Source organism: Pseudomonas juntendi (genome assembly GCF_021560075.1).
GTDB lineage: Bacteria > Pseudomonadota > Gammaproteobacteria > Pseudomonadales > Pseudomonadaceae > Aquipseudomonas > Aquipseudomonas juntendi.
Window position 1 is genome coordinate 4,902,491 of record NZ_CP091088.1, and the last position, 21,897, is coordinate 4,924,387.

Here is a 21,897-nt window from a genome sequence, read left to right on the forward strand (position 1 = left end):
CTGTGAACCGGCCCACGCCCGTCAAACCAGACAACTTCTTCCTGATGATCTATCGTGCCCTGAGTCAACGTCGCGTGCCGCTGGCACTGCGCATCGCCTGCACCAACATCTTCCTGGTGGCGCTGGCACTGGTGATCTATGCCTGTGTGATGGGCCTGCAGTTCAAGCAGGCCATGCACGAGCAGGCCGACGCCCTCGGCCAGAGCCTGACCACGCAAACGGCCACTTCGGCGACCGAACTGCTGGTAGCCAACGATATCCTCAGCCTCAACGTGCTGCTGGGCAACCTGGTGAAAAACCCGCTGGTGGCCCACGCGGCCATCTACAGCGTGGACAACCGCATCCTCGCCGAAGCCGGGCAACGCCCGCGCAATAGCCTGCTGGGCGAGGCCGAAGGCGTGTACCAGACCAAGATCAGCTTCCAGGACGTGGCTGCCGGGCAGCTGCGCATCAGCCTGGACATGAGCCAATTCCAGCAACCCATGCTGATCAGCCTGCAAAGCATGGGCATTCTGGCGGCCATCCTGCTGGCGCTGGCTTTGGCCCTCAGCTTGCGCCAGGGCCGCTACATCACCCTGCCATTGCTGCAGTTGCGGGTATGGCTGCGCGACCCGCAGTACTACACCCCGGCCACCGACCGCCAGGATGAAATCGGCGACATCGCCCGCCAGCTGCATGCGCGCCTGGCGCCACCGCCGCCACCAGAGCCGGAGCCAGAGCCTGAGGAAGACGACGATGAACCATTCGACGACCCGCAGCACGTCAGCCCGGCACCCAAGGCCGCGCCGCGCGCCAAGGTCGCCGCAGTGCCAGACGAGGAAGATGACGAAGCGTTCGCCGGCCTGCTCGACGACGACACTGCACCAAGAACCGCAGTGGTAGACGAGTCCGACGAACCGCACTTCAGCGCCATCCTTGCGGTGCAGCTGGGCTCCCAGGAGCAACTGCGCCGTCTGCCGCGTACCCGCCTGACCGAACTGACCGAGCGTTACCGTGACTGCCTGGAGCATGCGGCATCGCTGTACGACGGCGAAACGCACACACTCAACGATGGCAGCACCCTGGTGCTGTTCCACAGCCGCGTATGTGGTGAGGACTACCTGACTAACGCAATCTGCTGCGGCGAGCTGTTGCGCGCCCTGGGCCATGCCCTGCAGATCGAAGTGGCCGACAGCGGCATCACCTTGCAATTGCAGCTGGGCCTGGTATTGGGCAACGATCTGCACGGGCTGGAGCTGGTAGACGTGTTGATCGCCGAAAAAGCCCAGGATGCCCTGGCGTTGTCGCAGCACAGCCGCAACCTGTTGCTGGTGGAGCGGCAGATCAGCGATGACGCACTGATTCGCCAGCGCGCACGCATTCGCCCGATTGCCAGCCCTGAGGGCGCCTGCTGCGTGGAGCGCCTGCTGGAACCGTACCCTTCGATGCTGGAACGGCAACTGGCGCGCATGCACGAGCGTCGGGCCTGACAGGCTGCGCTGGGCACTGGGGCTGCCGCGCAGCCCCTTCGCAACGCCAGGCCGCGCCTACAGGGCCCGGGCCCAGCTTCGCAATGGTTTGACGCAGACATGAAAAAGCCCACAGCATCGCGGGCTTTTTTTACACCTGGCGGTTAGGTCAGAACCGATAGACTTCCATATCGGTGCGGATCGGCGAGGCCATCGGGATCCTGGACTTTTCCGGCGCCTTCTTCACCTGCACCGGTGCAGCCGGCTTTTTCGGCGTTTCTTCAGCGATTGCCGGCTGGTTGGCCAGCGGCTTCACCGCCGTGCTCAGCTGCTCGGCCAGCTTCTGCAGCAATTGGCCCTGGGCCTGTACCTGCGACGACTCGCTGCCCTCATGTGGCTGTTCGAGGTGCACGATACGGTTGTCACGTACGCGGCCACGGCGGTCCAGCAGGCGCCACTGGGCGTCGAGGATGGCCGGTTGGTCCTTGCCCGAGTCCAGGCGGGTAATCGACAGCAGCACCTGTACATCCGGCGTGAAACCGGCCGTTGCCGGGGCCAGTACCACTCGCTGGCTGTCCAGGCGCCAGGCCAGCTGGCGCACCAGCAACTGGTCGATGTCCGACGACAGGCTACCCGCCCAACGACCGTCGGTCGCCGCGCTCAGGCTGCCATCGGCCTGGCGCTGCAGGAACGTCTCGCGCTGCAGGTAATCGGCCACCGATACCGGCCCGAGTACAACGGCCATGCCCGCACTCTGCGACGGCTGGCCAGGATCACCACTGTCGAGCTGGTACAAGGCAACAGGCTGGTGCATGGTGCACCCGCCCAGCCCCAGCAGGCCAGTCATCAACAGCGCAAGTGGAAGGCGCAGAAATTTCATCATCCCATCCAGGCGGCTGCCTACAGGCACACCGCAGTGATACATATAAATTCAAACGGGCACACGACCACGCCGGCGCCGCAAGGGCCATATCATCCGCGAAATAACCGTCCGACTCCAGTGTTTCTGCCCGGAACGGCGCTGTAATTGCCGTTCCAGACATTTCCACCGGTTACGCCGGCACTTCCACCTGCAAGCTATCGACGCGCTGGAACCCACGCGGCAGCTTGCTGCCGCGCCGGCCACGCTCGCCCTTGTAGTGTTCCAGGTCGTCGGGCTTCAGAGACAGGGTACGCTTGCCGGCCTGCAATACAAGGGTCGCCCCGTCGGCGACCACGGCCAGGTCGGTGACGAACTCTTCGCGGCTGGCGACCCGGTCGCCGGGTACACCGATGATCTTGTTGCCCTTGCCTTTACCCAGCTGTGGCAAGTCGCTGACCTTGAACACCAGCAGGCGGCCTTCGGTGGTCACCGCCGCCAGCCAGTCCTGCTCACGGTTAGCCACCGGCCGCGGCGTCATGACCTTGGCGCCGTTGGGCAGGCTGAGCAAACCCTTGCCGGCCTTGTTCTTGGCCTGCAGGTCTTCACCCTTGACCACAAAGCCGTAGCCGGCGTCGGACGCGACCACGTACAGCGCATCGTCCTCTGGCAGCAGCACGCAATCGAAGGTGGCCCCAGGCGGAGGCGTCAGGCGCCCCGTCAGCGGCTCACCCTGGCCACGCGCCGAAGGCAGGCTGTGGGCGGCCAGCGAGTAGCTGCGCCCGGTCGAGTCGATCAGCACGGCAAACTGGTTGGAGCGGCCAGCAGCAGCGGCCTTGAAGCCGTCGCCTGCCTTGTACGACAAGCCGGTCGCGTCGATGTCGTGGCCCTTGGCACAGCGTATCCAGCCTTTTTCCGACAGCACCACGGTGACCGGCTCGGTCGGCATCAGCTCGTTTTCCGACAGCGCCTTGGCTTCGGCGCGCTCGACGATTGGCGAGCGGCGGTCGTCGCCATAGGTTTCGGCATCCTTGATCAGCTCGCTGCGCACCAGCTTGCGCAGTTTGGCCTCGCTGCCCAGCAGCGCCTGCAATTTGGCTTGCTCTTTCAGCAGTTCGTCCTGCTCGCCGCGGATCTTCATCTCCTCCAAACGCGCCAACTGCCGCAGGCGGGTCTCGAGGATGTAGTCGGCCTGGATTTCGGTCAGGCCGAAGCGCGCGATCAGCGCCTGTTTGGGGTGGTCCTCGGTGCGGATGATGTGGATCACTTCATCCAGGTTGAGGAACGCGGTGAGCAAACCGTCCAGCAGGTGCAAGCGCTTCTCGACCTTGTCCAGGCGGTGCTGCAGCCGGCGACGAACGGTATGGGTGCGGAACTCCAGCCATTCCACCAGGATCGTGCGCAGGTTCTTCAGCTGCGGCCGGCCGTCGAGGCCGATGATATTGACGTTGACCCGGTAGCTGCTTTCCAGGTCGGTGGTGGCGAACAGGTGCTGCATCAGCTCGTCGGCATCCACACGGTTGGACCGCGGGATGATGACGATGCGGCAAGGGTTCTCGTGATCCGATTCGTCGCGCAGGTCGGCCACCATCGGCAGCTTCTTGGCCTGCATCTGCGCCGCGATCTGCTCCAGCACCTTGGCCCCCGACACCTGGTGTGGCAACGCGGTTACAACGATGTCGCCGTCCTCGACGCGGTACACGGCGCGCATGCGGATCGAGCCACGGCCACTTTCGTACATCTTGAGGATTTCGGCCCGCGGCGTGACGATTTCGGCCTCGGTCGGGTAGTCCGGCCCTTGAATATGCTCGCACAACTGCTCGATGGTGGCCTTGGGCTCGTCGAGCAGGCGCACACAGGCGCTGGCCACTTCACGCAGGTTGTGCGGCGGCACATCGGTGGCCATGCCCACGGCGATACCGGTGGTGCCGTTGAGCAGAATGTTGGGCAGGCGTGCCGGCAACACGGCGGGCTCCTGCAAGGTGCCGTCGAAGTTGGGCACCCAGTCGACGGTGCCCTGGCCGACTTCGCTGAGCAGCACTTCGGCATAGCGGGACAACCGCGCCTCGGTGTAGCGCATCGCCGCGAACGACTTCGGATCGTCCGGCGCACCCCAGTTGCCCTGGCCATCGACCAGTGTGTAGCGGTAGCTGAACGGCTGCGCCATCAGCACCATGGCTTCATAGCAGGCCAAGTCGCCATGGGGGTGGAACTTGCCGAGCACGTCACCGACGGTACGCGCCGACTTCTTGTGCTTGGCATCGGCATCGAGCCCCAACTCGCTCATGGCGTAGACAATGCGCCGCTGCACTGGCTTGAGGCCATCGCCGATATGCGGCAGGGCGCGGTCCATGATCACGTACATGGAGTAGTTGAGGTAGGCCTGTTCGGTGAAGTCAGCCAGTGAGCGGCGTTCTACGCCGTCCAGGCTGAGTTCCAGTGAGTCGCTCATGCGGGCCTCGTCATTTCAGGTTCTGGCGCAGCAGCATGGTGCCACCGCGCTGGGTAAATTCAAGTTGTTGCAGGGCACTCATGCCCAGTAGCACGGTGGGGCCATCCAGGCCCGGCACGACAATGGCGCGTACGTTCTGCAGGTGGATGTCGCCCAGTTGCAGGCTGGCCAGCCGCGTGCGGTAGCCCTCGGTGCGGCCATTGGCGGTACTCAGCAGCACCGGGCTGCCACGCGCCAGGTTCAGGTCACGGGCCAGCCCTTCGGGGATCGCGACGTCGGTGGCCCCGGTGTCGAGCATGAAATGCACCACCTGGCCATTGATCGCGCCATCCACCACGAAATGCCCCTGGCCATTACTCAGCAGGCGCACCTCGATGAAACCTTGGCCGTGCTCCGACTGCACCTGGCGGTTGGGGTTACGTTGGCTGTCTTCCCACTGGCCGAAAAAGCGCGTGGCCAGAAACAGCGCAGCCGCCCAGGCAAGCACCATCAGCACCCGCCCTGCGCGCTTGCCCGGTGCCTGGCTCACGGTTTGGCGCCCCAGCCGCCCTGAGGTGCCTCGAAGCGCCACACGATCGGGCGCCGCTCGCCGTCGGCACGGTCAGCGTTGTTGTTGTCCAACCCAACCCAGGCGCCTTTGCCGTCGATCACCAGCGCCTCGGCCAGGCCGAACGGCTGATCGTAGCGGCGCATCGGCTCCAGCGCCTCGGCGGCGAACGACCAGCAGCGCTCGACCTCGCCGCTGTCAGCGTCCCGCCGGCATATCCGGTAGGCGTTGCGCTCAAGGGTGAACAGCTTGCCCTCGAACCAGGCGAGGTCGGAAAAGTCGCGCGACAGGGCCCGGGCCTCTGGCATTTGCGGCGGCTGCATCTCGACCCCAGCCTCGCTCAGCAGCACGCAACCGCGCCCGCAGGTCCATACCGACTGCTGCCGTTCGATGGCCACCAGACCACGGCGCTCGCGCTCGGCCGCCAGCCACAGGCGGTCACCCGCCGGGTTGATTGCCAGCCCTTCGAACAGCGCATTGAAGTTCAGCAGCATGCCACTGGCCCGCGCCTGACGGACCATGGCCGGGTCGATCTTGAGCCAGTCGGGCTCACCTTCGGGCGGCAGTTGCAGCACCGCAGCGTTTGCCTCGCTGACCAGGTACAGGTTGTTTGCCTGGTCGCAGGTGATGCCTTCAAAGTCCAGCGCCCCGCCGCGAATGTACGACGCCGCCCAGTTGCGTGACTTCAGGCCCCACGGCAGGCCGCTTTCCGGCACCGGCGGCGCAGTGAAGACAAGCGCCTGCGCGCGCCAGGTAGCGCTCTGCTGGTCGAAGCGGTAGATGCGGTCATCGTCGCGGTCGGACACGCCCCATAACGCCCCCCGGCAGACTGCTAGACCAGACAGGTTACCACCGCGCATACCGTCTATCGGGTGCTCGGCAGTCATCTTCAGCTCTGGCCAGTCGCCCGCCAGGCCCGGCAGCGCAACCAGCGCCAGCCAGGCCGCCAGAAGCAGACGAATCAAACCATGACCTCGGCGAGGTTACCTTTGGTTTCCAGCCAGTTCTTGCGGTCACCGGCGCGCTTCTTGGCCAGCAGCTTGTCCATCAGCTCGCAAGTCGCCTGCACGTCATCCAGGGTCAGTTGCACCAGGCGCCGGGTATTCGGGTCCATGGTGGTTTCACGCAGTTGTGGCGGGTTCATTTCGCCCAAACCCTTGAAGCGGGTGACTTGGGGTTTGCCGCGCTTCTTCTCGGCCACCAGGCGGTCGAGAATGCCATCACGCTCGGCTTCGTCGAGGGCATAGTAGATTTCCTTGCCCAGGTCGATGCGGTACAGCGGCGGCATGGCCACATACACGTGCCCGGCCTCGACCAGTGCACGGAAGTGCTGCACGAACAGCGCGCACAACAGCGTGGCAATGTGCAGGCCGTCGGAATCGGCGTCGGCGAGGATGCAGATTTTGCCATAGCGCAGTTGCGCCAGGTCGGTGGCACCGGGGTCGACGCCGATGGCCACGGCAATGTTGTGCACTTCCTGGCTGGCCAGGACTTCGCCGCCGTCCACTTCCCAGGTGTTGAGGATCTTGCCGCGCAGCGGCAGGATGGCCTGGAATTCCTTGTCCCGGGCCTGCTTGGCCGAGCCACCGGCCGAGTCACCCTCGACCAGGAACAGCTCGGCACGCATCGGGTCCTGGCCGGCGCAGTCGGCCAGCTTGCCGGGCAATGCCGGGCCCTGAGTGATGCGCTTGCGCTCGACCTTCTTGCTGGCCTTGAGGCGGCGGCCGGCATTGCTGATGGCCAGCTCCGCCAGTTGCATGCCCAGTTCAGGGTGGGCGTTGAGCCACAGGCTGAAGGCATCCTTGACCACGCCAGAGACGAATGCCGCCGCCTCGCGTGAAGACAGCCGCTCTTTGGTCTGCCCGGAGAACTGCGGGTCCTGCATCTTCATCGAGAGGACGAAAGTGATGCGCTCCCAAACGTCTTCCGGTGCCAGCTTGACCCCGCGCGGCAGCAGGTTGCGGAATTCGCAGAACTCGCGCATGGCATCCAGCAGGCCCTGGCGCAGGCCATTGACGTGGGTACCACCCTGGGCGGTAGGGATCAGGTTGACGTAGCTTTCCTGGATGCTGTCGCCGCCTTCGGGCAGCCACAACAAGGCCCAGTCTACCGCTTCCTTGTTACCGGCCAGGCTACCGCAGAACGGCTCATCGGGCAGGCGCTGGAACTCGTTGACCGAATCGACCAGGTAGGAACGCAGGCCATCCTCGTAGTGCCATTCGACCTTTTCGCCGCTGGCCTTGTCCTCGAAGCTGACCAGCAGGCCTGGGCACAGCACGGCCTTGGCCTTGAGCACGTGCTTGAGACGGCTGATGGAGAATTTCGGCGAGTCGAAATACTTGGGGTCGGGGCTGAAATACACGCTGGTGCCGGTGTTGCGCTTGCCGACCGAACCCACAACTTCCAGCTCGCTGGCCTTGAAGCCGTCGGCGAAGGTCATCTGGTACTCGTTGCCGTCGCGTTTGACACGCACGCGCACCTGGGTCGACAGGGCGTTGACCACCGAGATGCCAACGCCGTGCAAGCCACCGGAGAACTGGTAGTTCTTGTTGGAGAACTTGCCGCCGGCGTGCAGCTTGGTCAGGATCAGCTCGACCCCGGACACGCCCTCTTCGGGGTGAATGTCCACCGGCATGCCACGGCCGTCGTCGCTGACTTCCAGCGAGTGGTCGGCATGCAGAATGACCTGCACGGAGCGGGCGTGACCGGCCAGGGCTTCGTCGACACTGTTGTCGATCACTTCCTGGGCCAGGTGGTTGGGGCGGCTGGTGTCGGTGTACATGCCCGGCCGCTTGCGGACCGGGTCAAGGCCCGAGAGGACTTCGATGGCGTCTGCGTTATAGGCGCTAGCGCTGGGATTGGCCATAGGGTCTCGTCGTCAGTCTGGTGAGTGCAAAAAAGTCAAAATACAGAAAAATCGAGCGCTGCATACTGCCCACGCGCAATACCGGCAAACGCCAGCAGGGCCGGCAGGCGCTCGGCAAAGCCCTGGAAACTGTGGTCACCACCGGCCTGGATGCGCAGGGCACAAGCACGGTAATAACGTTCGGCATGGCGGTAATCCAGGGTTTCGTCGGCGGTTTGCAGCCACACCTGATAGCGGCTGGCATCGACCGGCGCTGGCACTTCCAGCTCGGCCAGGGCCTGCACGTGGTCCAGGGTCAGCTCCCAGGTTTCATCGGTGTAGTGGTTGCGCTGGGTACCCAGGTAGCCGTCAAAGTGCTTGTGCGGGGTAACCGCCGGGTTGACCAGCAAGGCCTTGAGGCCATGGCGCTCCGCCAGACAGGTGGCATAGTAGCCGCCGAGCGAACTGCCCACCAGTAATGGCGCGCCCAGTTCGGCGATGGCTGCCTCAAGCTGGGCGATGGCCTGGCGTGGGTGATGGTGCAAGGCGGGCACCCGCAGTTGGTCGGCCAGGCCGAGCCGCTGCATGACCGCTTCGAGCTGGCGCGCCTTGGTGGAAAGCGGCGAGCTGTTGAAGCCATGGATATAGAGGATGGAACCCGACATGCTGCCCCCGGAATCTGTGGCTTCGCGCCTGATGATGCGGGCGCAGGGACGCGCAGTGTAGCGCGTTCGCCGGGTTTTGACGCAGCGTCACGGGTTTCGCAACAATTTCTTCACCATAGCCCGCTGCAACAGGGCACCCTGTAGGAGCGGCCTTGTGTCGCGAAGGGGGGTGCGAAGCGCCCCCCAGAATTTCAGCTTCGCCGCAGACATTGTCGGGGCCGCTTTGCGGCCCTTTCGCGACACAAGGCCGCTCCTACAGTTGAACGCGCAACCCGCTCAATAACCTGGGCTATCGAAGTCGAGCTTCACTTCAAAGTCCCACGCCCGCTCCACCCCGGTCTCCAGCCGCCCGTCGGCATGCAGGCGCAGCCAGCGGTACCCAGGCTGCTCTTCGCTCACCTTGAAGTCCTCGCTGCGGGCCGCGAACTGAATGCAGGTCGAAGGCGTAGCCAGCAGGCGCCGACCATCGCGCACTTCATCCCACTCCTGATGAACGTGCCCCCACAGCAATGCCCGCACCTGTGGGTAACCTCCAATGATGTCAAACAGCGCCTGGGCATTGCGCAAGCCGATCGGGGCGATCCAGGCGCAGCCGATGTCTACCGGTTGATGGTGGAAACACACCAGGCAATGGCGCCCGCCCGCCCCTTTCAGCGCGGCCTCCAGCACTGCCAGCTGGTCATCCCCCAGCAAGCCATGTGTGGCGCCGTGCACCGCCGTGTTGAGCATCACAATACGCCAAGCGCCGATATCGGTTACCGCCTGTACCAACTCCGGCGCCACTTCGGCCATGATCCGGGCCTCATCATGGTTGCCCGGCAGCCAACGGCTTGGTACGCCAAACGGCGCAGTCAGCTCACGAAAAGCTTCATAAGAAGCAACGCTGGCATCCTGGGACAAATCGCCCGTGCACAACAGCAAGTCGACAAGCGGCTGCTCGCGCCGCACCTGGGCTACCACATGGCCCAAACTTTCACGGGTCTTGAGGCCCAGCATGCTGCCGGCCGGGTCGGCGAAAAGATGGGCGTCGGTCAGTTGCACCACATGTACTGGGCGCGGGTGGTCTGCATGCATGTCAGCGAACGCTTGCCAGTTCGTGGCCACAGGCCAGGCAGTGACTCAGCCATTCACCGAGGAACAGGTTGAGCTGGGCCTTTTCGTCTGGCTGGTGCATGGCCTCGTTCGGGTAGGGGTAGATGCTGCGCAGGCGCCGGGCATGTTCGGCGCTGATCACTTCGGCCATGCGCGCATCGTGATACACCTGCACCTCCAGGTGCGGCACCGGCAGCCACGGCAAGCTGTGCTCCTGACGTATATGCAGGGTGGTGGTGTACGGGCAGGCCAGCACCACGTCGAGCACCAGCACGCCAAGCATCTGGTCGCCCTGGGTCATACCGATGCGGCGCGAGCTCTGGGTGGTACGCATGTCCGGCAGCAAGCGCATCAGCCGGGCATAGTTGGCCTCACAGGCAGCCTGCAGCCCGGCCAGGTCGACTCGATAGCGCTCGCGCAGCAGGTTCACTTCCACATACCTCGTACTTCGTCACGGTTCAGCGCCAGCCATTGCAAGCCGATGATGGTCGCCGCGTTGCAGATGCGCCCATCGCGCACGGCCTGCAAGGCATCTTCGAACGACCAGACCCGCACGCGAATGTCTTCACCCTCGGCCTCCAGGCCATGCAGCCCGCCTGCCCCTTCGCTGCTGCAGTGGCCAAGGAACAAGTGCACGTATTCATCGCTGCCGCCTGGCGACGGGAAGTAGCGGGTCATCGGCCACAGGGCACTGAAAGTCAGGCCCGCTTCTTCTTCGGCTTCGCGGTGGGCGACTTCCTCGGGTTGCTCGTCCTTGTCGATCAGCCCGGCGACCATTTCGATCAGCCAGGGGTTTTCGGCCTTGCCCATTGCACCGACGCGGAACTGTTCGATCAGCACCACTTCATCGCGCAGCGGGTCGTAGGGTAGTACACACACCGCATCGTGACGCACGAACAGTTCACGGCTGATCTCGCGCCCCATGCCGCCCGCAAACAGCTCGTGGCGCAAGTGCACTTTGTCGAGCTTGTAGAAGCCCTGGAAGCAGTTTTCCCGCTTGACGATCTCGACCGCCCTGGGCACTGAGTTCAACGTGTCTGACATGGAAATCCTCGCTACCTCAATCACAGCATCGCGCCATCCTACTCCGCACGCCAGCGCGTTTCACCCCTTTCCAGCAACCATTCGCACAGTCGGGACAGCACGTGCGCACTCTGTTAGCTTAGTGGCGAACCGAAGGCCGCGCAGACGGTCAAAGGCCGACTTTTCCCTGTTTTTGCAAGGATCATCATGACCATTGTCAAACTGACTTCCGTGGCCGTGCTGGCACTCGCTCTGGGCGCCTGCCAGAGCCTGTTCACGCCCAACTACCGGACCCCGCTAGAGGTCAAACGCGACGCCTGGGAGCATGTAAAACCCGGTTGCAGCGAAAGCGATTGCCCGCTGGTGAACATCGACATGGTGCACTTCCCGGCCCTGCCCAAGCTTGACGGCATCGTCGAAAAGCGCTTGCTGCAACTGACCGAAGACAATCAGCATGGCACCGCGCCGGCCACCCTGCAGGCCTATGAACAGCAATACCTGGCCAGTGCCGACAAACGTAACAGCAGCTACCTGCAAGCCAAGGTACGCGAGCAGCATGACGGCCTGGTGATCATCGAACTGTCCAGCTACCTGGACAGCGGTGGCGCACACGGCATGCCTGGGCGTGGTTTCATCAACTACTCCCGCAAGCTGGACAAGGTGCTGACCCTGCAGGACATGCTGCTGCCTGGCCAGGAAGAGACGTTCTGGAAAACCGTCGAAGAGTCGCACCGCGCCTGGCTGATGAGCGTGGGCATGGACAAGGACGCCGAGTTCGTCAAGACCTGGCCGTTCAAGAAGTCGCCGCACATCGCCCTGACGTACGGCGCACTGGTGGTCAAGTACGAGGTCTATGCCATCGCGCCCTATTCCATGGGCCACGTGGAACTGAAGATCCCCTACCCGCGCCTCAATGGCGTGCTCAAGCCGGAACTGTTCCCCGGCCGCGGCTGAGGCTCAACAGCCCGTGCAGCACACCTGCCAGCAGCAATGCTGGCAGGGTGGCGCCCAGCTCGGGTGCATTGGCGGCAATCAGGTGGTAGGCCGCCACCCCTACGAACCAGGCCAGTAGCGCCTGCCAGTGCAAACCCTTGACCTGTACCGGCAGGCCACGGCGACGCACGACATAGTGGTCCACCAGCACTACGCCGAACAGCGGCGCAAACACCGAACCGATCAGCAACAGGAAGTTCTCGTACTGAGCCAATGGCGCCAGCAAGGCGATCAGGGTGCACAGCACGCCGATGGCCAGTGCCAGGTGCTCCACCTTCAACGGCAGCAGCACCCCGGTGGAGACCGCCGCCGAGTGGATGTCGGCGAATGCCTTTTCCGACTCGTCGAGCAGAATCAGCAGCAACGGAACCCCCATGCCGGCGCCAGCCAAGGCCAGCAACAACGCATTGACTTCGCCACTGGCGGCGAAGGCCAGGGTGTAGGCCACGCCCAGGCTCATCAGCCAGGTATTGCCGATGAAGTAGCCCAGCACGGTACCGCCGAACACGTGCCTGCCATTGCGGGCGAAACGTGAATAGTCGGCGATCAGCGGCAGCCACGACAGCGGCATGGCAATGACGATGTCGAAGCCTACTGCCAGCGACATCGAGCCATCCCCGACGCGCCCCCACAACTCAGCCAGGTCGGCCTTGGCGAACAAGTTCCAGGTCAGCCAGACGCAGGCCCCCAGCAGCAACCAGATACCCCAGGCGCGCAACACCTTGCGCACGAACGCCAGTGGCCCGCTCACCGCCAGCAAGGTCGCCAGGGCACCAAAGCACAGGGTCCACAGCATCGGGCTGTTCCAGGCGCTGTGCTCACCGAACGCACGTGCGCCCAGCAGGCTGGCGGCATCGCGCATGACGATGATCTCGAACGCCCCCCAGCCCACCAGTTGCAGCAAATTGAGCACCGCCGGCAAGCGCGTGCCATGGCTGCCCAGGCTGAGCCTCAGGGTGCCCATGGCCGACAGCCCGGTGTCACTGCCGATGACCCCGGCGGCGCCCAGCAACAGCACGCCCACGCCGGTGCCCAGGGCAATGGCCAGTACGGCGCCAGCAAGGCCCAGGCCCGGCGCGAGCATGGCGCCGACTTGCAGCACCATCAGACCGATGCCCAGGGAAAACCAGAGGGAGAACAGGTCACGCGCGCCGAAGATGCGCTGGTGGGTGGGGACCGGGTGGTCGGGGGAGAACGGGCTGGGTGATGTCATGGTGGGCGCTCGCCGGCAATGTTGTTGGTGTTCCTGGCGAGGACTTCGTCCTCGTATCGCGACGCAAGGCCGCTCCCACAAAAAACGCCCTGGCCTTGAGCCTGGTGCGGTTCCTGCGGGAGCCGGCCCCAGCGTTCTCAGACCTTGTGGTACAGCTGGCTGCCTTCCTGGCGGAACCGCTCGGCCTGCTCACGCATGCCTTGCTCGACCGTGACGTCCACGGCTTCGATCTTGGCGGCGTACTCCCGCACTTCCTGGGTGATCTTCATCGAGCAGAACTTCGGCCCGCACATCGAGCAGAAGTGCGCGACCTTGGCCGACTCCTTGGGCAGCGTCTCGTCGTGATAGGCGCGGGCAGTGTCAGGGTCGAGGCCGAGGTTGAACTGGTCTTCCCAGCGGAACTCGAAGCGCGCCTTGGACAGGGCGTTGTCGCGGATTTGTGCGCCGGGGTGGCCTTTGGCAAGGTCGGCAGCATGCGCGGCGATCTTGTAGGTGATGATGCCGGTCTTGACGTCATCCTTGTTCGGCAGGCCCAGGTGCTCCTTGGGCGTCACGTAGCAGAGCATGGCGCAGCCGAACCAGCCGATCATTGCCGCACCAATGCCCGAGGTGATGTGGTCATAACCCGGGGCGATATCGGTGGTCAGTGGGCCGAGGGTATAGAACGGCGCCTCGTCGCAGCATTCCAGCTGCTTGTCCATGTTCTCCTTGATCAACTGCATCGGCACGTGGCCAGGGCCTTCGATCATGCACTGCACGTCATGCTTCCAGGCAATCTTGGTCAGCTCGCCAAGGGTTTCCAGCTCACCGAACTGCGCAGCGTCGTTGGCGTCGGCGATCGAGCCGGGGCGCAGGCCATCGCCCAGCGAGAAGCTGACGTCGTAGGCCTTCATGATTTCGCAGATTTCGTCGAAGTGGGTGTAGAGGAAGTTTTCCTTGTGATGGGCCAGGCACCACTTGGCCATGATCGAGCCGCCACGGCTGACGATGCCCGTGACCCGCTTGGCGGTCAGCGGCACGTAGCGCAGCAACACCCCGGCATGGATGGTGAAGTAGTCCACACCCTGCTCGGCCTGCTCGATCAGGGTGTCGCGGAACAGCTCCCAGGTCAGGTCCTCGGCCACCCCGTTGACCTTTTCCAGGGCCTGGTAGATCGGCACGGTACCAATCGGCACCGGCGAGTTGCGGATGATCCACTCGCGGGTCTCATGGATGTGCTTGCCGGTGGACAGGTCCATGACCGTGTCCGACCCCCAGCGGATGCCCCAGGTCAGCTTGGCCACCTCTTCCTCGATGGACGAGCCCAGGGCGCTGTTACCGATATTGCCGTTGATCTTCACCAGGAAATTACGGCCGATGATCATCGGCTCCAGCTCCGGGTGGTTGATGTTGGCCGGGATGATCGCACGGCCACGGGCAATTTCCTGGCGCACGAATTCGGGGGTGATCTCTTTCGGAATGTTGGCACCGAAGCTATGCCCGGCATGTTGCGCGTCGAGCAGGCCGGCGGCGCGCGCCTCCTGCAGCTTCATGTTCTCGCGGATGGCCACGTATTCCATCTCGGCGGTAACGATGCCCTGGCGGGCATAGTGCATTTGCGAAACATTGGCGCCGGCCTTGGCCCGGCGCGGGTTGCGCACGTGGGCAAAACGCAGCTTGGCCAGCTCGGCGTCGTTCAGGCGCTGCTGGCCGAAGTCGGAGCTCAGCCCGGCCAGGCGCTCGGTGTCGCCACGCGCGTCGATCCAGGCCGACCGCACGTCGGCCAAGCCTTTGCGCACGTCGATGATCACACTGGGATCGGTGTAGGGGCCGGAGGTGTCGTAGACCAGTACCGGGGCATTGGACTCGCCACCGAAATCGGTCGGCGTATCGGCCAGGCTGATTTCCCGCATGGGTACGCGGATGTCCGGGCGCGAGCCCTGCACATAGACCTTGCGCGAACGCGGGAACGGTTGCACGGACTGCTGATCGACTTGCGCCGATTCGCTGAGGTTGATCGTTTTTTCTTGTTGGGTCATCACAGGCTCTCCAGACGGCTTCCTAGCAGTGGAATGTCGGGGTGAACCTGAATGGCGCGGACGCATCCATTAGTGGATGCAGTGCCGGATATGGGGGTGCCTTGAAGCTGCATGCAGCTGTGACAATCCCGGACCTGGCACAAGAGGCTCCCCGGGAAGGCGAGCAATCTTGTTCCCTACGCAGGCGCTAACCTGATCAGGTTCAACGGGATCCGCACCTCTGCGATCTCAGCCTTTGCTTCAAGGCACCCCGACAAGAACCTGCGCAGTCTAGACTGCTGTGGTCGGCAAAGCCAAGCGGGTTTCTGCGCAGATGATGAAAGGCGCGCCCGGCGATTGTTGCCGGGGGGCACATGGCACTAAACTGGCGCATCGCCAAATACTCAACGGTTCAGTAATTCAATTTCGTACAAGGATTGCCTTTATGCTGCGCAAACTCTCACTGGCAATAGCCGTGTCTTGTGCGTCCAACGGAGTGGCCTGGGCAGCGGACGCGCCCCAGACGGTCAAGACCGACCTGGTCAGCGTGTACCAGGAAGCGGTCGACAACAACGCCGACCTGGCAGCAGCACGCGCCGACTACGGCGCACGCCGTGAGGTGGTACCGCAGGCCCGCGCCGGCTTGCTGCCGAACCTGTCGGCCGGGGCCGAGATGATGAATACCCGCACCAAGCTGGACGAGCCGTCGATTACCTCCAACCGCAGCGGCAACGCCTGGAGTGCAACCCTGGCGCAGCCCATTTTCCGCGCCGACCGCTGGTTCCAGTTGCAGGCCGCCGAGGCGGTCAACGAACAAGCCGCCCTGGAGCTGTCGGCCACTGAGCAGAACCTCATCCTGCAAACGGCCCAAAGCTACTTTGCCGTGCTGCGCGCCCAGGACAACCTGGCCGCGACCAAGGCGGAGGAAGCCGCGTTCAAGCGCCAGCTCGACCAGTCCAACGAACGCTTCGATGTCGGCCTGTCGGACAAGACCGACGTGCTGCAGTCGCAGGCCGGCTACGACACTGCCCGGGCCAACCGGATCATCGCCGATCGCCAGGTACAGGATGCCTTCGAAGCGTTGGTAACGCTGACCAACCGAGAGTACAGCTCGATCCAGGGTGTGGTGCATAGCCTGCCAGTGCAGGTACCTACGCCGAACGATGCCAAGGCCTGGGTGGAAACGGCCGGGCGCCAGAACCTCAACCTGCTGGCCACCAACTATGCGGTGTCTGCCGCCGAAGAAACCCTGCGCCAGCGCAAGGCCGGCCATGCACCCACCCTGGATGCAGTGGCCAAATACCAGAAGGGTGACAACGACAGCCTCGGCTTTACCAACCCTGCTCCCCAACAGAACGTTCGCTACAGCGGCGACGTCGAGCAGACCAGTATCGGCCTGCAACTGAACATCCCGATCTACAGCGGCGGCCTGACCAGCTCGCAGGTACGCGAGGCTTACCAGCGCCTGAGCCAGAGCGAACAGCAGCGCGAGAGCCTGCGCCGCCAGGTGGTGGAGAACACCCGCAACCTGCACCGCGCGGTGAACACCGACGTGGAACAGGTCCAGGCACGCAAGCAGTCGATCATCTCCAACCAGAGTGCGCTGGAAGCGACTGAAATCGGCTACCAGGTCGGCACCCGCAACATCGTCGACGTGCTCGATGCCCAGCGCCAGCTGTACACCTCGGTGCGCGACTACAACAACAGCCGCTACGACTATATTCTCGACAACCTGAGCCTCAAGCAGGCCGCAGGCACCCTGAGCCCACAGGATCTACAGGACCTGGGGCGGTACCTGAAGGCCGACTACAACCCGGACAAGGACTTCTTGCCACCGGATCTGGCGGCTGCTGCAGCCAAGAACTTCGAGCGCCGCCCTTGAATTCAGGGAGCACGCGGACAGTGTAGGAGCGGCCTTGTGTCGCGAAAGGGCCGCACAGCGGCCCCGACAATCTTGCGGTCGTGCGAAAATCCCGGGGGCGCTGCGCCCCCCTTTCGCGACACAAGGCCGCTCCCACAGGGATCGCGCCGCTGCGAATATCAGCGCATTAGCGCAGCCAGCCCATCAAGCAAACGCTGCAATGCACCTTGGTTGGCCTGCATCACCGCCCTGCCCGCCGCGCCCATGCGCTGGGCATCCTGCGGTAACTCGACCAACCGCCGCACGGCCTCGGCCAGCCCGTCGGCATCGTCCACCTGCTGCAACGCCCCTGCCTCTACCAGCATTGCGCTGATTTCGAGGAAGTTGAACACGTGCGGCCCCATGATCACCGGCAAGGCCAGTGCTGCCGGCTCCAGCGGGTTGTGCCCGCCGGTCGGCACAAGGCTGCCGCCCACGAAGGCGATATCGGCCAGCGCATACAGAAACAGCAATTCGCCCATGGTGTCGCCCAGCAATACCCGGGTTTGTGCGTCGACGGGCGCGCCAGTGGAGCGGCGAATGGTGCTGAACCGTTCGCTGCAAAGCGCATGCACCGCATTGAACCGCTCAGGGTGGCGCGGCACCAGGATCAGCAAGGCATCGCCATGCACCTGCAACAACTGCTGATGCGCCTGCAGCACCAGCGCATCCTCCCCCTCATGGGTGCTGGCAGCAATCCACACCGGGCGCTGCGTGGCGCCCCATTGCTCGCGCAACCCCCGAGCCCGTGGCAACAGCTGCTCATCGACCTTCAGGTCGAACTTGATCGAGCCGGTCACCTGCACGCAGTGCGGGCGGGCGCCCAGTTCACGAAAGCGTTGCGCCTCGGTTTCGGTCTGCACGGCAATCAGGTTCATCTCCGCCAACATCGGCCGCGTCAGCCTGGCAAAGCGCCCATAGCCACGGGCCGAGCGCGCAGAGAGGCGGGCATTGGCCAGTGCCACCGGAATACCGCGCTTGGCGCACTGATGAATATGGTTGGGCCACAGCTCGGTTTCCATGATGATGCCCAGTTTCGGCTGCACATGGTCGAGGAAGCGCCGCGCCGCCCACGGCAGGTCGTAGGGCAGATAACAGTGCTGCACACGGGGTTCGTCGGCGAACATGGCGCGAATGCGCTCGGAACCGGTAGGGGTCATACAGGTGAGCGTGATCGGCAGTTGCGGGTAGGCCTTGAGCAAGGCGCGCACCATCGGCGCCGCGGCAATGCTTTCGCCGACCGACACCGCGTGCACCCAGATACCGCCCTGGCGCATGGCCGGCAGCCTGAAGGCAAACCGCTCGGCGATACGCTGGCCATAGGCCGGCGCCTTGCGTGCACGAAGGTACAGGCGCAGCGCGACCAGCGGCAGGCCCAGGTGAAAGAGCAAGGTATAGAGGGTTCTGTTCATGGCAGCGGAGTTTACCCGATCGCGCGCAAGTGCACTGCAAAGCGCTCGGCCAACCATTGCGCAGCAGGGCCCAGGGGTTCATCACGGCGCCAGGCCAGTTCCGCCACCAACGCCGGTGGGCGCCACTCACTGTCCAGCTCCACCATGTGCGTCTGGTATGTGGGGTACTGCACGACATGCCGTGGCAACCAGGCCCAGCCGAGGCCGCGCATCAACAGCTCCGCCAGGACGTAGAAGCTGTCGGCACGCCACACCTGCGGGCTGATGGCCTCGCCGCCGGGGTAACCGCTTTGCTGCGGGGTGATCAGCAATTGACGATGGCGGGCCAGCTGTTGGCGAGTGACCCGGCCACGACCCGCCAGCGGGTGGTCGACCGCACAGACCGTGACCATTTCCACGCTGCCCAGGGCGCGCCGCTCCAGGGTTGCCGGGATGCTCTCGTGGTGAAAGAACAGCCCCAGGTCGGCGCGCCGCTCGACCAGTTTGCGCGCCACATCACCCTGGGCCCCGCTGGCCAGTTGCACCTCCAGCAGCGGAAAGTGGCTGGCCAATTCATCGAGGCTGTCAATCACCGGCTGGTAGGGCATGGCTTCGTCCTGCGCCACGCGCAGCAAGGCCTCCTGCCCGCGCATCAACGCCAGCGCACGGCCATCCAGGCGTTCGCACTGGCGCAGCAGTTCACGGGCATCTTCCAGCAGCGCGCTGCCGTTTTGCGTCAGTTTCGGCTGCCGGCCACTGCTGCGCTCGAACAGGGTGACGCCCAGGTCGGTTTCCAGCAAGGCGACCGCGCTGCTGATCGCCGACTGGGCCTTGCGCTGTTCACGGGCCACGGCAGAGAAAGAGCGCAATTCTGCAACGCGCACAAAAGTTCGCAGTTGTTCGAGGTTCCACTGCTCGGCCATTGGCCTATCTCCAAAATTGATAGGTAATGACTTTACCGCATCCAGGTTGAGCCTAGAATGCCCGCCAGAACCGGAGGATCCCACCATGAATGCCTACACCTATCTCGCCATTGCCATCTGCGCCGAAGTCATCGCCACTGCTTCGATGAAAGCGGTAAAAGGCTTGAGCACGCCGTTGCCGCTGCTGCTGATGGTGGTGGGCTACGGGATTGCGTTCTGGATGCTCACCCTGGTGGTGCGCAGCATTCCGGTGGGTATTGCCTATGCCATCTGGTCGGGGCTGGGCATTGTGCTGATCAGTGTGGCGGCGCTGGTGATCTACGGGCAGAAGCTGGATGTGCCGGCGATGCTGGGGATGGCGATGATTGTCGGCGGAGTGGTGGTGATTCAGCTGTTCTCCAAGACCAGCGGGCATTGAGCTGTGCCCCGCGAGGCAAGCCAGCGCCCACGGGGTAGCACTGGCCGGGTTTGCCGGCGGTAGGGCCCGCTGGGGGATACCCTGTATACTTGCCAGCTGTCCCAGTCTTCGAGGTACCGCCATGCCATCTGCCATTTCCACTGACGTGCTGATCGTCGGCGCCGGGGTCGCAGGCCTCTGGCTCAACGCACGCCTGCGCCGCATGGGGTATTCGACAGTGCTGGTGGAGCGCGCCAGCCTTGGCGGTGAGCAGACTATCAAGTCCCAGGGCATTATCCATGGCGGCACCAAGTACGCCCTGCACGGTGCCCTGACCGGCGCGTCGGAAGCCATTGCCGACATGCCGCGCCGCTGGCGCGAAGCCTTGAGCGGCAGCGGCGAGCTGGATCTTGCCGGCACCCGCCTGCTGTCCGATGCCCACTACCTGTGGTCGCCAGGCACCCTGGCCGGCAACCTCACCAGCTTTTTCGCCAGCAAGGCCGTGCGCGGCCGGGTCGATCAGGTAAAGGGCGAGCAACTGCCACCCGCCCTGCAAGACCGCGCGTTCAAAGGCAAGGTCTACCGCCTGGCTGAACTGGTCATCGACGTGCCCAGCCTGCTGGCCAATCTGGCCGAACTGGCAGGTGACAGCCTGCTGGCTGGTGAGCACATCGAACCGCTGCGCGAAGGTGAAGAACTGGTCGGCCTGCGCGTGGACGGCCGTGACATCCGTGCGCAACGCATCGTACTCAGCGCCGGCGCCGGCACCGCCGACCTGCTGCATGCCGTGGGGCTGCAGCAGCCGGCCATGCAAACCCGCCCGTTGCACATGGTGCTGGCCAAAGGCGCCAACCTCAAACCGCTGTACGCCCACTGCCTGGGCAGTGGGCCAAAGCCCAGGGTTACCATCACCACCCACCCCGCGGCCGATGGCCAGTGGGTCTGGTACCTGGGTGGCGACCTGGCCGAAGCCGATGGCGTCGCCCGCGAGCCCGCGGCACAAATAGCCGCCGCCCAGAAGGAAATCGCCAGCCTGCTGCCCTGGGTCGACCAAAGCCAACTGCACTGGGCCACACTGCGGGTCGACCGCGCAGAACCGGCACAGTCCGGCCTGGTACGCCCGGACAACGCCTTCCTCGCCGAGCAACACCGCCTGCTGGTGGGCTGGCCAACCAAACTGGCGCTGGCACCGGACTTCAGCGACCGCGTCATCAGCCATCTGCAACGCGACGGGATCCGCCCACAGGCGCATGCCGAGCTAGGCGACCTGCCTCGGCCGGTGCTGGGTGTGCCGGCCTGGGAGCGCCTGCTGCCATGAGCCTGCCCACCCTGCACGGTTTGCACCGCCCGCTGGGCAGCACCGGCTTTCAGGTTTCGCCACTCGGCCTGGGTACGGTCAAGCTGGGCCGCGATCAGGGCGTGAAATACCCCAATGGGTTCACCATCCCCAGCGACGACGAAGCCCGCATGCTGCTGGCCCAGGCCCGCGAACTGGGCATCAACCTGATCGATACCGCCCCCGCCTATGGCCGCAGCGAGGAACGCCTGGGCCCGCTACTGCGCGGCCAGCGCGACGCGTGGGTGATCGTGAGCAAGGTCGGGGAAGAATTCGACGGTGGCCAGTCACATTTCGACTTCACCGCCGCCCACACCCGCCGCTCGGTGGAGCGCAGCCTGCGCCGCCTGGAAACCGACCGCATCGACCTGGTGCTGGTGCATTCCGACGGCAACGACCTGGCCATTCTTGAGCAGCAAGAGGTGTACCAGACGCTGGCCGCGCTCAAACAAGAGGGCAAGATCCTTGGCTACGGCCTGTCCGGCAAAACCGTCGCCGGCGGCCTGAAGGCCCTGGAGCAAGGCGATTGCGCCATGGTCACCTACAACCTCAGCGAGCAGGCAGAACGGCCGGTGCTGGACTACGCTGCCGAGCACGGCAAGGCCATCCTGGTGAAAAAGGCGCTGGCCAGCGGGCACCTTTGCCTGGCGCCGGGTGTCGACCCTGTGAAGGCCAGTTTCGAACTGCTGTTCGCCCACCCGGGCGTCAGCAGTGCTATCGTCGGCACCATCAACCCGTTGCACCTGGCCCATAACGTGGCCACCGTTGCCCGTATCCTGGGCCAGCACTGAGTTACCCACGGCCCCTGGGCCTGGA

General features: G+C 64.4%; 19 protein-coding genes and 1 riboswitch. Of the genes, 6 read left to right on the forward strand and 13 right to left on the reverse strand.

What is annotated here, in order from left to right; all coding sequences use genetic code 11:
* Positions 1–2: 2 nt before the first annotated feature.
* Positions 3–1,469: an AhpA/YtjB family protein gene (locus tag L1P09_RS22745; RefSeq protein WP_054904843.1), complete on the forward strand. Its 1,467-nt coding sequence runs from the start codon at positions 3–5 to the stop codon at positions 1,467–1,469.
* Positions 1,470–1,617: 148 nt separating this feature from the next.
* On the opposite strand, the gene L1P09_RS22750 is transcribed toward L1P09_RS22745, so the two are convergent.
* The 9 genes from L1P09_RS22750 to L1P09_RS22790 all read right to left on the reverse strand — a co-directional run bounded on the left by L1P09_RS22750 (position 1,618) and on the right by L1P09_RS22790 (position 10,952).
* Positions 1,618–2,328 carry a PqiC family protein gene (locus tag L1P09_RS22750; protein ID WP_009681322.1) on the reverse strand — a complete coding sequence of 237 codons (711 nt, stop codon included), beginning with the start codon at positions 2,326–2,328 and terminating at the stop codon, positions 1,618–1,620.
* Positions 2,329–2,500: 172 nt separating this feature from the next.
* A complete protein-coding gene (gene parC / locus L1P09_RS22755) occupies positions 2,501–4,759 on the reverse strand; it encodes a DNA topoisomerase IV subunit A (protein WP_235768142.1) in 2,259 nt (752 codons plus the stop codon).
* A gap of 10 nt (positions 4,760–4,769) precedes the next feature.
* Entirely contained in the window at positions 4,770–5,288 is a 519-nt protein-coding gene (locus tag L1P09_RS22760; protein WP_009681325.1) for a retropepsin-like aspartic protease family protein, read from the reverse strand.
* Positions 5,285–6,271 carry an esterase-like activity of phytase family protein gene (locus tag L1P09_RS22765; RefSeq protein WP_235768143.1) on the reverse strand — a complete coding sequence of 329 codons (987 nt, stop codon included), beginning with the start codon at positions 6,269–6,271 and terminating at the stop codon, positions 5,285–5,287. Before L1P09_RS22765 ends, L1P09_RS22760 begins: the two co-directional genes overlap by 4 nt.
* Positions 6,268–8,172 (reverse strand): DNA topoisomerase IV subunit B, encoded by a 1,905-nt coding sequence (parE, locus tag L1P09_RS22770; RefSeq protein ID WP_009681328.1) that lies wholly within the window; start codon positions 8,170–8,172, stop codon positions 6,268–6,270. Before parE ends, L1P09_RS22765 begins: the two co-directional genes overlap by 4 nt.
* Before the next feature lie 35 nt (positions 8,173–8,207).
* Positions 8,208–8,816 (reverse strand): YqiA/YcfP family alpha/beta fold hydrolase, encoded by a 609-nt coding sequence (locus L1P09_RS22775; RefSeq protein WP_054904847.1) that lies wholly within the window; start codon positions 8,814–8,816, stop codon positions 8,208–8,210.
* A 276-nt stretch (positions 8,817–9,092) separates the two neighbouring features.
* Positions 9,093–9,890, reverse strand: a complete 798-nt coding sequence (gene cpdA, locus L1P09_RS22780; RefSeq protein ID WP_232892255.1) for a 3',5'-cyclic-AMP phosphodiesterase — start codon at positions 9,888–9,890, stop codon at positions 9,093–9,095.
* A 1-nt stretch (position 9,891) separates the two neighbouring features.
* Positions 9,892–10,344 carry a DUF1249 domain-containing protein gene (locus L1P09_RS22785; RefSeq protein ID WP_009681331.1) on the reverse strand — a complete coding sequence of 151 codons (453 nt, stop codon included), beginning with the start codon at positions 10,342–10,344 and terminating at the stop codon, positions 9,892–9,894.
* Positions 10,335–10,952 carry an NUDIX domain-containing protein gene (locus tag L1P09_RS22790; RefSeq protein WP_009681332.1) on the reverse strand — a complete coding sequence of 206 codons (618 nt, stop codon included), beginning with the start codon at positions 10,950–10,952 and terminating at the stop codon, positions 10,335–10,337. Before L1P09_RS22790 ends, L1P09_RS22785 begins: the two co-directional genes overlap by 10 nt.
* Positions 10,953–11,138: 186 nt before the next feature.
* Here L1P09_RS22790 and L1P09_RS22795 point away from each other — a divergent pair, with 186 nt between their 5' ends.
* Positions 11,139–11,885: an RsiV family protein gene (locus L1P09_RS22795; RefSeq protein ID WP_009681333.1), complete on the forward strand. Its 747-nt coding sequence runs from the start codon at positions 11,139–11,141 to the stop codon at positions 11,883–11,885.
* Here the strand turns inward: L1P09_RS22795 and cytX are convergent.
* Positions 11,854–13,137: a putative hydroxymethylpyrimidine transporter CytX gene (gene cytX, locus L1P09_RS22800; RefSeq protein ID WP_235768144.1), complete on the reverse strand. Its 1,284-nt coding sequence runs from the start codon at positions 13,135–13,137 to the stop codon at positions 11,854–11,856. The genes L1P09_RS22795 and cytX overlap by 32 nt on opposite strands.
* A gap of 137 nt (positions 13,138–13,274) precedes the next feature.
* Complete coding sequence (gene thiC / locus L1P09_RS22805) at positions 13,275–15,155, reverse strand: phosphomethylpyrimidine synthase ThiC (RefSeq protein WP_235768145.1); 1,881 nt, start codon at positions 15,153–15,155, stop codon at positions 13,275–13,277.
* A gap of 156 nt (positions 15,156–15,311) precedes the next feature.
* A riboswitch (TPP riboswitch) is annotated at positions 15,312–15,418 on the reverse strand.
* 161 nt (positions 15,419–15,579) lie between these two features.
* Between thiC and L1P09_RS22810 the strand changes: the two genes are divergently transcribed.
* The gene (locus L1P09_RS22810; RefSeq protein WP_054904851.1) at positions 15,580–17,016 is read left to right on the forward strand and encodes a TolC family outer membrane protein; all 1,437 of its coding nucleotides are present in this window, start codon (positions 15,580–15,582) and stop codon (positions 17,014–17,016) included.
* A gap of 158 nt (positions 17,017–17,174) precedes the next feature.
* Here the strand turns inward: L1P09_RS22810 and waaA are convergent, their stop codons facing one another.
* A complete protein-coding gene (gene waaA / locus L1P09_RS22815; protein WP_235768146.1) occupies positions 17,175–18,446 on the reverse strand; it encodes a lipid IV(A) 3-deoxy-D-manno-octulosonic acid transferase in 1,272 nt (423 codons plus the stop codon).
* Between the two features lie 11 nt (positions 18,447–18,457).
* The gene (locus tag L1P09_RS22820; protein WP_054904853.1) at positions 18,458–19,348 is read right to left on the reverse strand and encodes a LysR family transcriptional regulator; all 891 of its coding nucleotides are present in this window, start codon (positions 19,346–19,348) and stop codon (positions 18,458–18,460) included.
* 85 nt (positions 19,349–19,433) lie between these two features.
* Here L1P09_RS22820 and L1P09_RS22825 point away from each other — a divergent pair, with 85 nt between their 5' ends.
* From L1P09_RS22825 to L1P09_RS22835, 3 genes are all read left to right on the forward strand, one after another.
* The gene (locus L1P09_RS22825; RefSeq protein WP_110676613.1) at positions 19,434–19,766 is read left to right on the forward strand and encodes a DMT family transporter; all 333 of its coding nucleotides are present in this window, start codon (positions 19,434–19,436) and stop codon (positions 19,764–19,766) included.
* A gap of 121 nt (positions 19,767–19,887) precedes the next feature.
* Positions 19,888–21,063: an NAD(P)/FAD-dependent oxidoreductase gene (locus tag L1P09_RS22830; protein WP_009681341.1), complete on the forward strand. Its 1,176-nt coding sequence runs from the start codon at positions 19,888–19,890 to the stop codon at positions 21,061–21,063.
* The gene (locus L1P09_RS22835) at positions 21,060–21,872 is read left to right on the forward strand and encodes an aldo/keto reductase (protein ID WP_009681342.1); all 813 of its coding nucleotides are present in this window, start codon (positions 21,060–21,062) and stop codon (positions 21,870–21,872) included. The genes L1P09_RS22830 and L1P09_RS22835 overlap by 4 nt, the downstream gene beginning before the upstream one ends.
* Positions 21,873–21,897 lie beyond the last annotated feature (25 nt).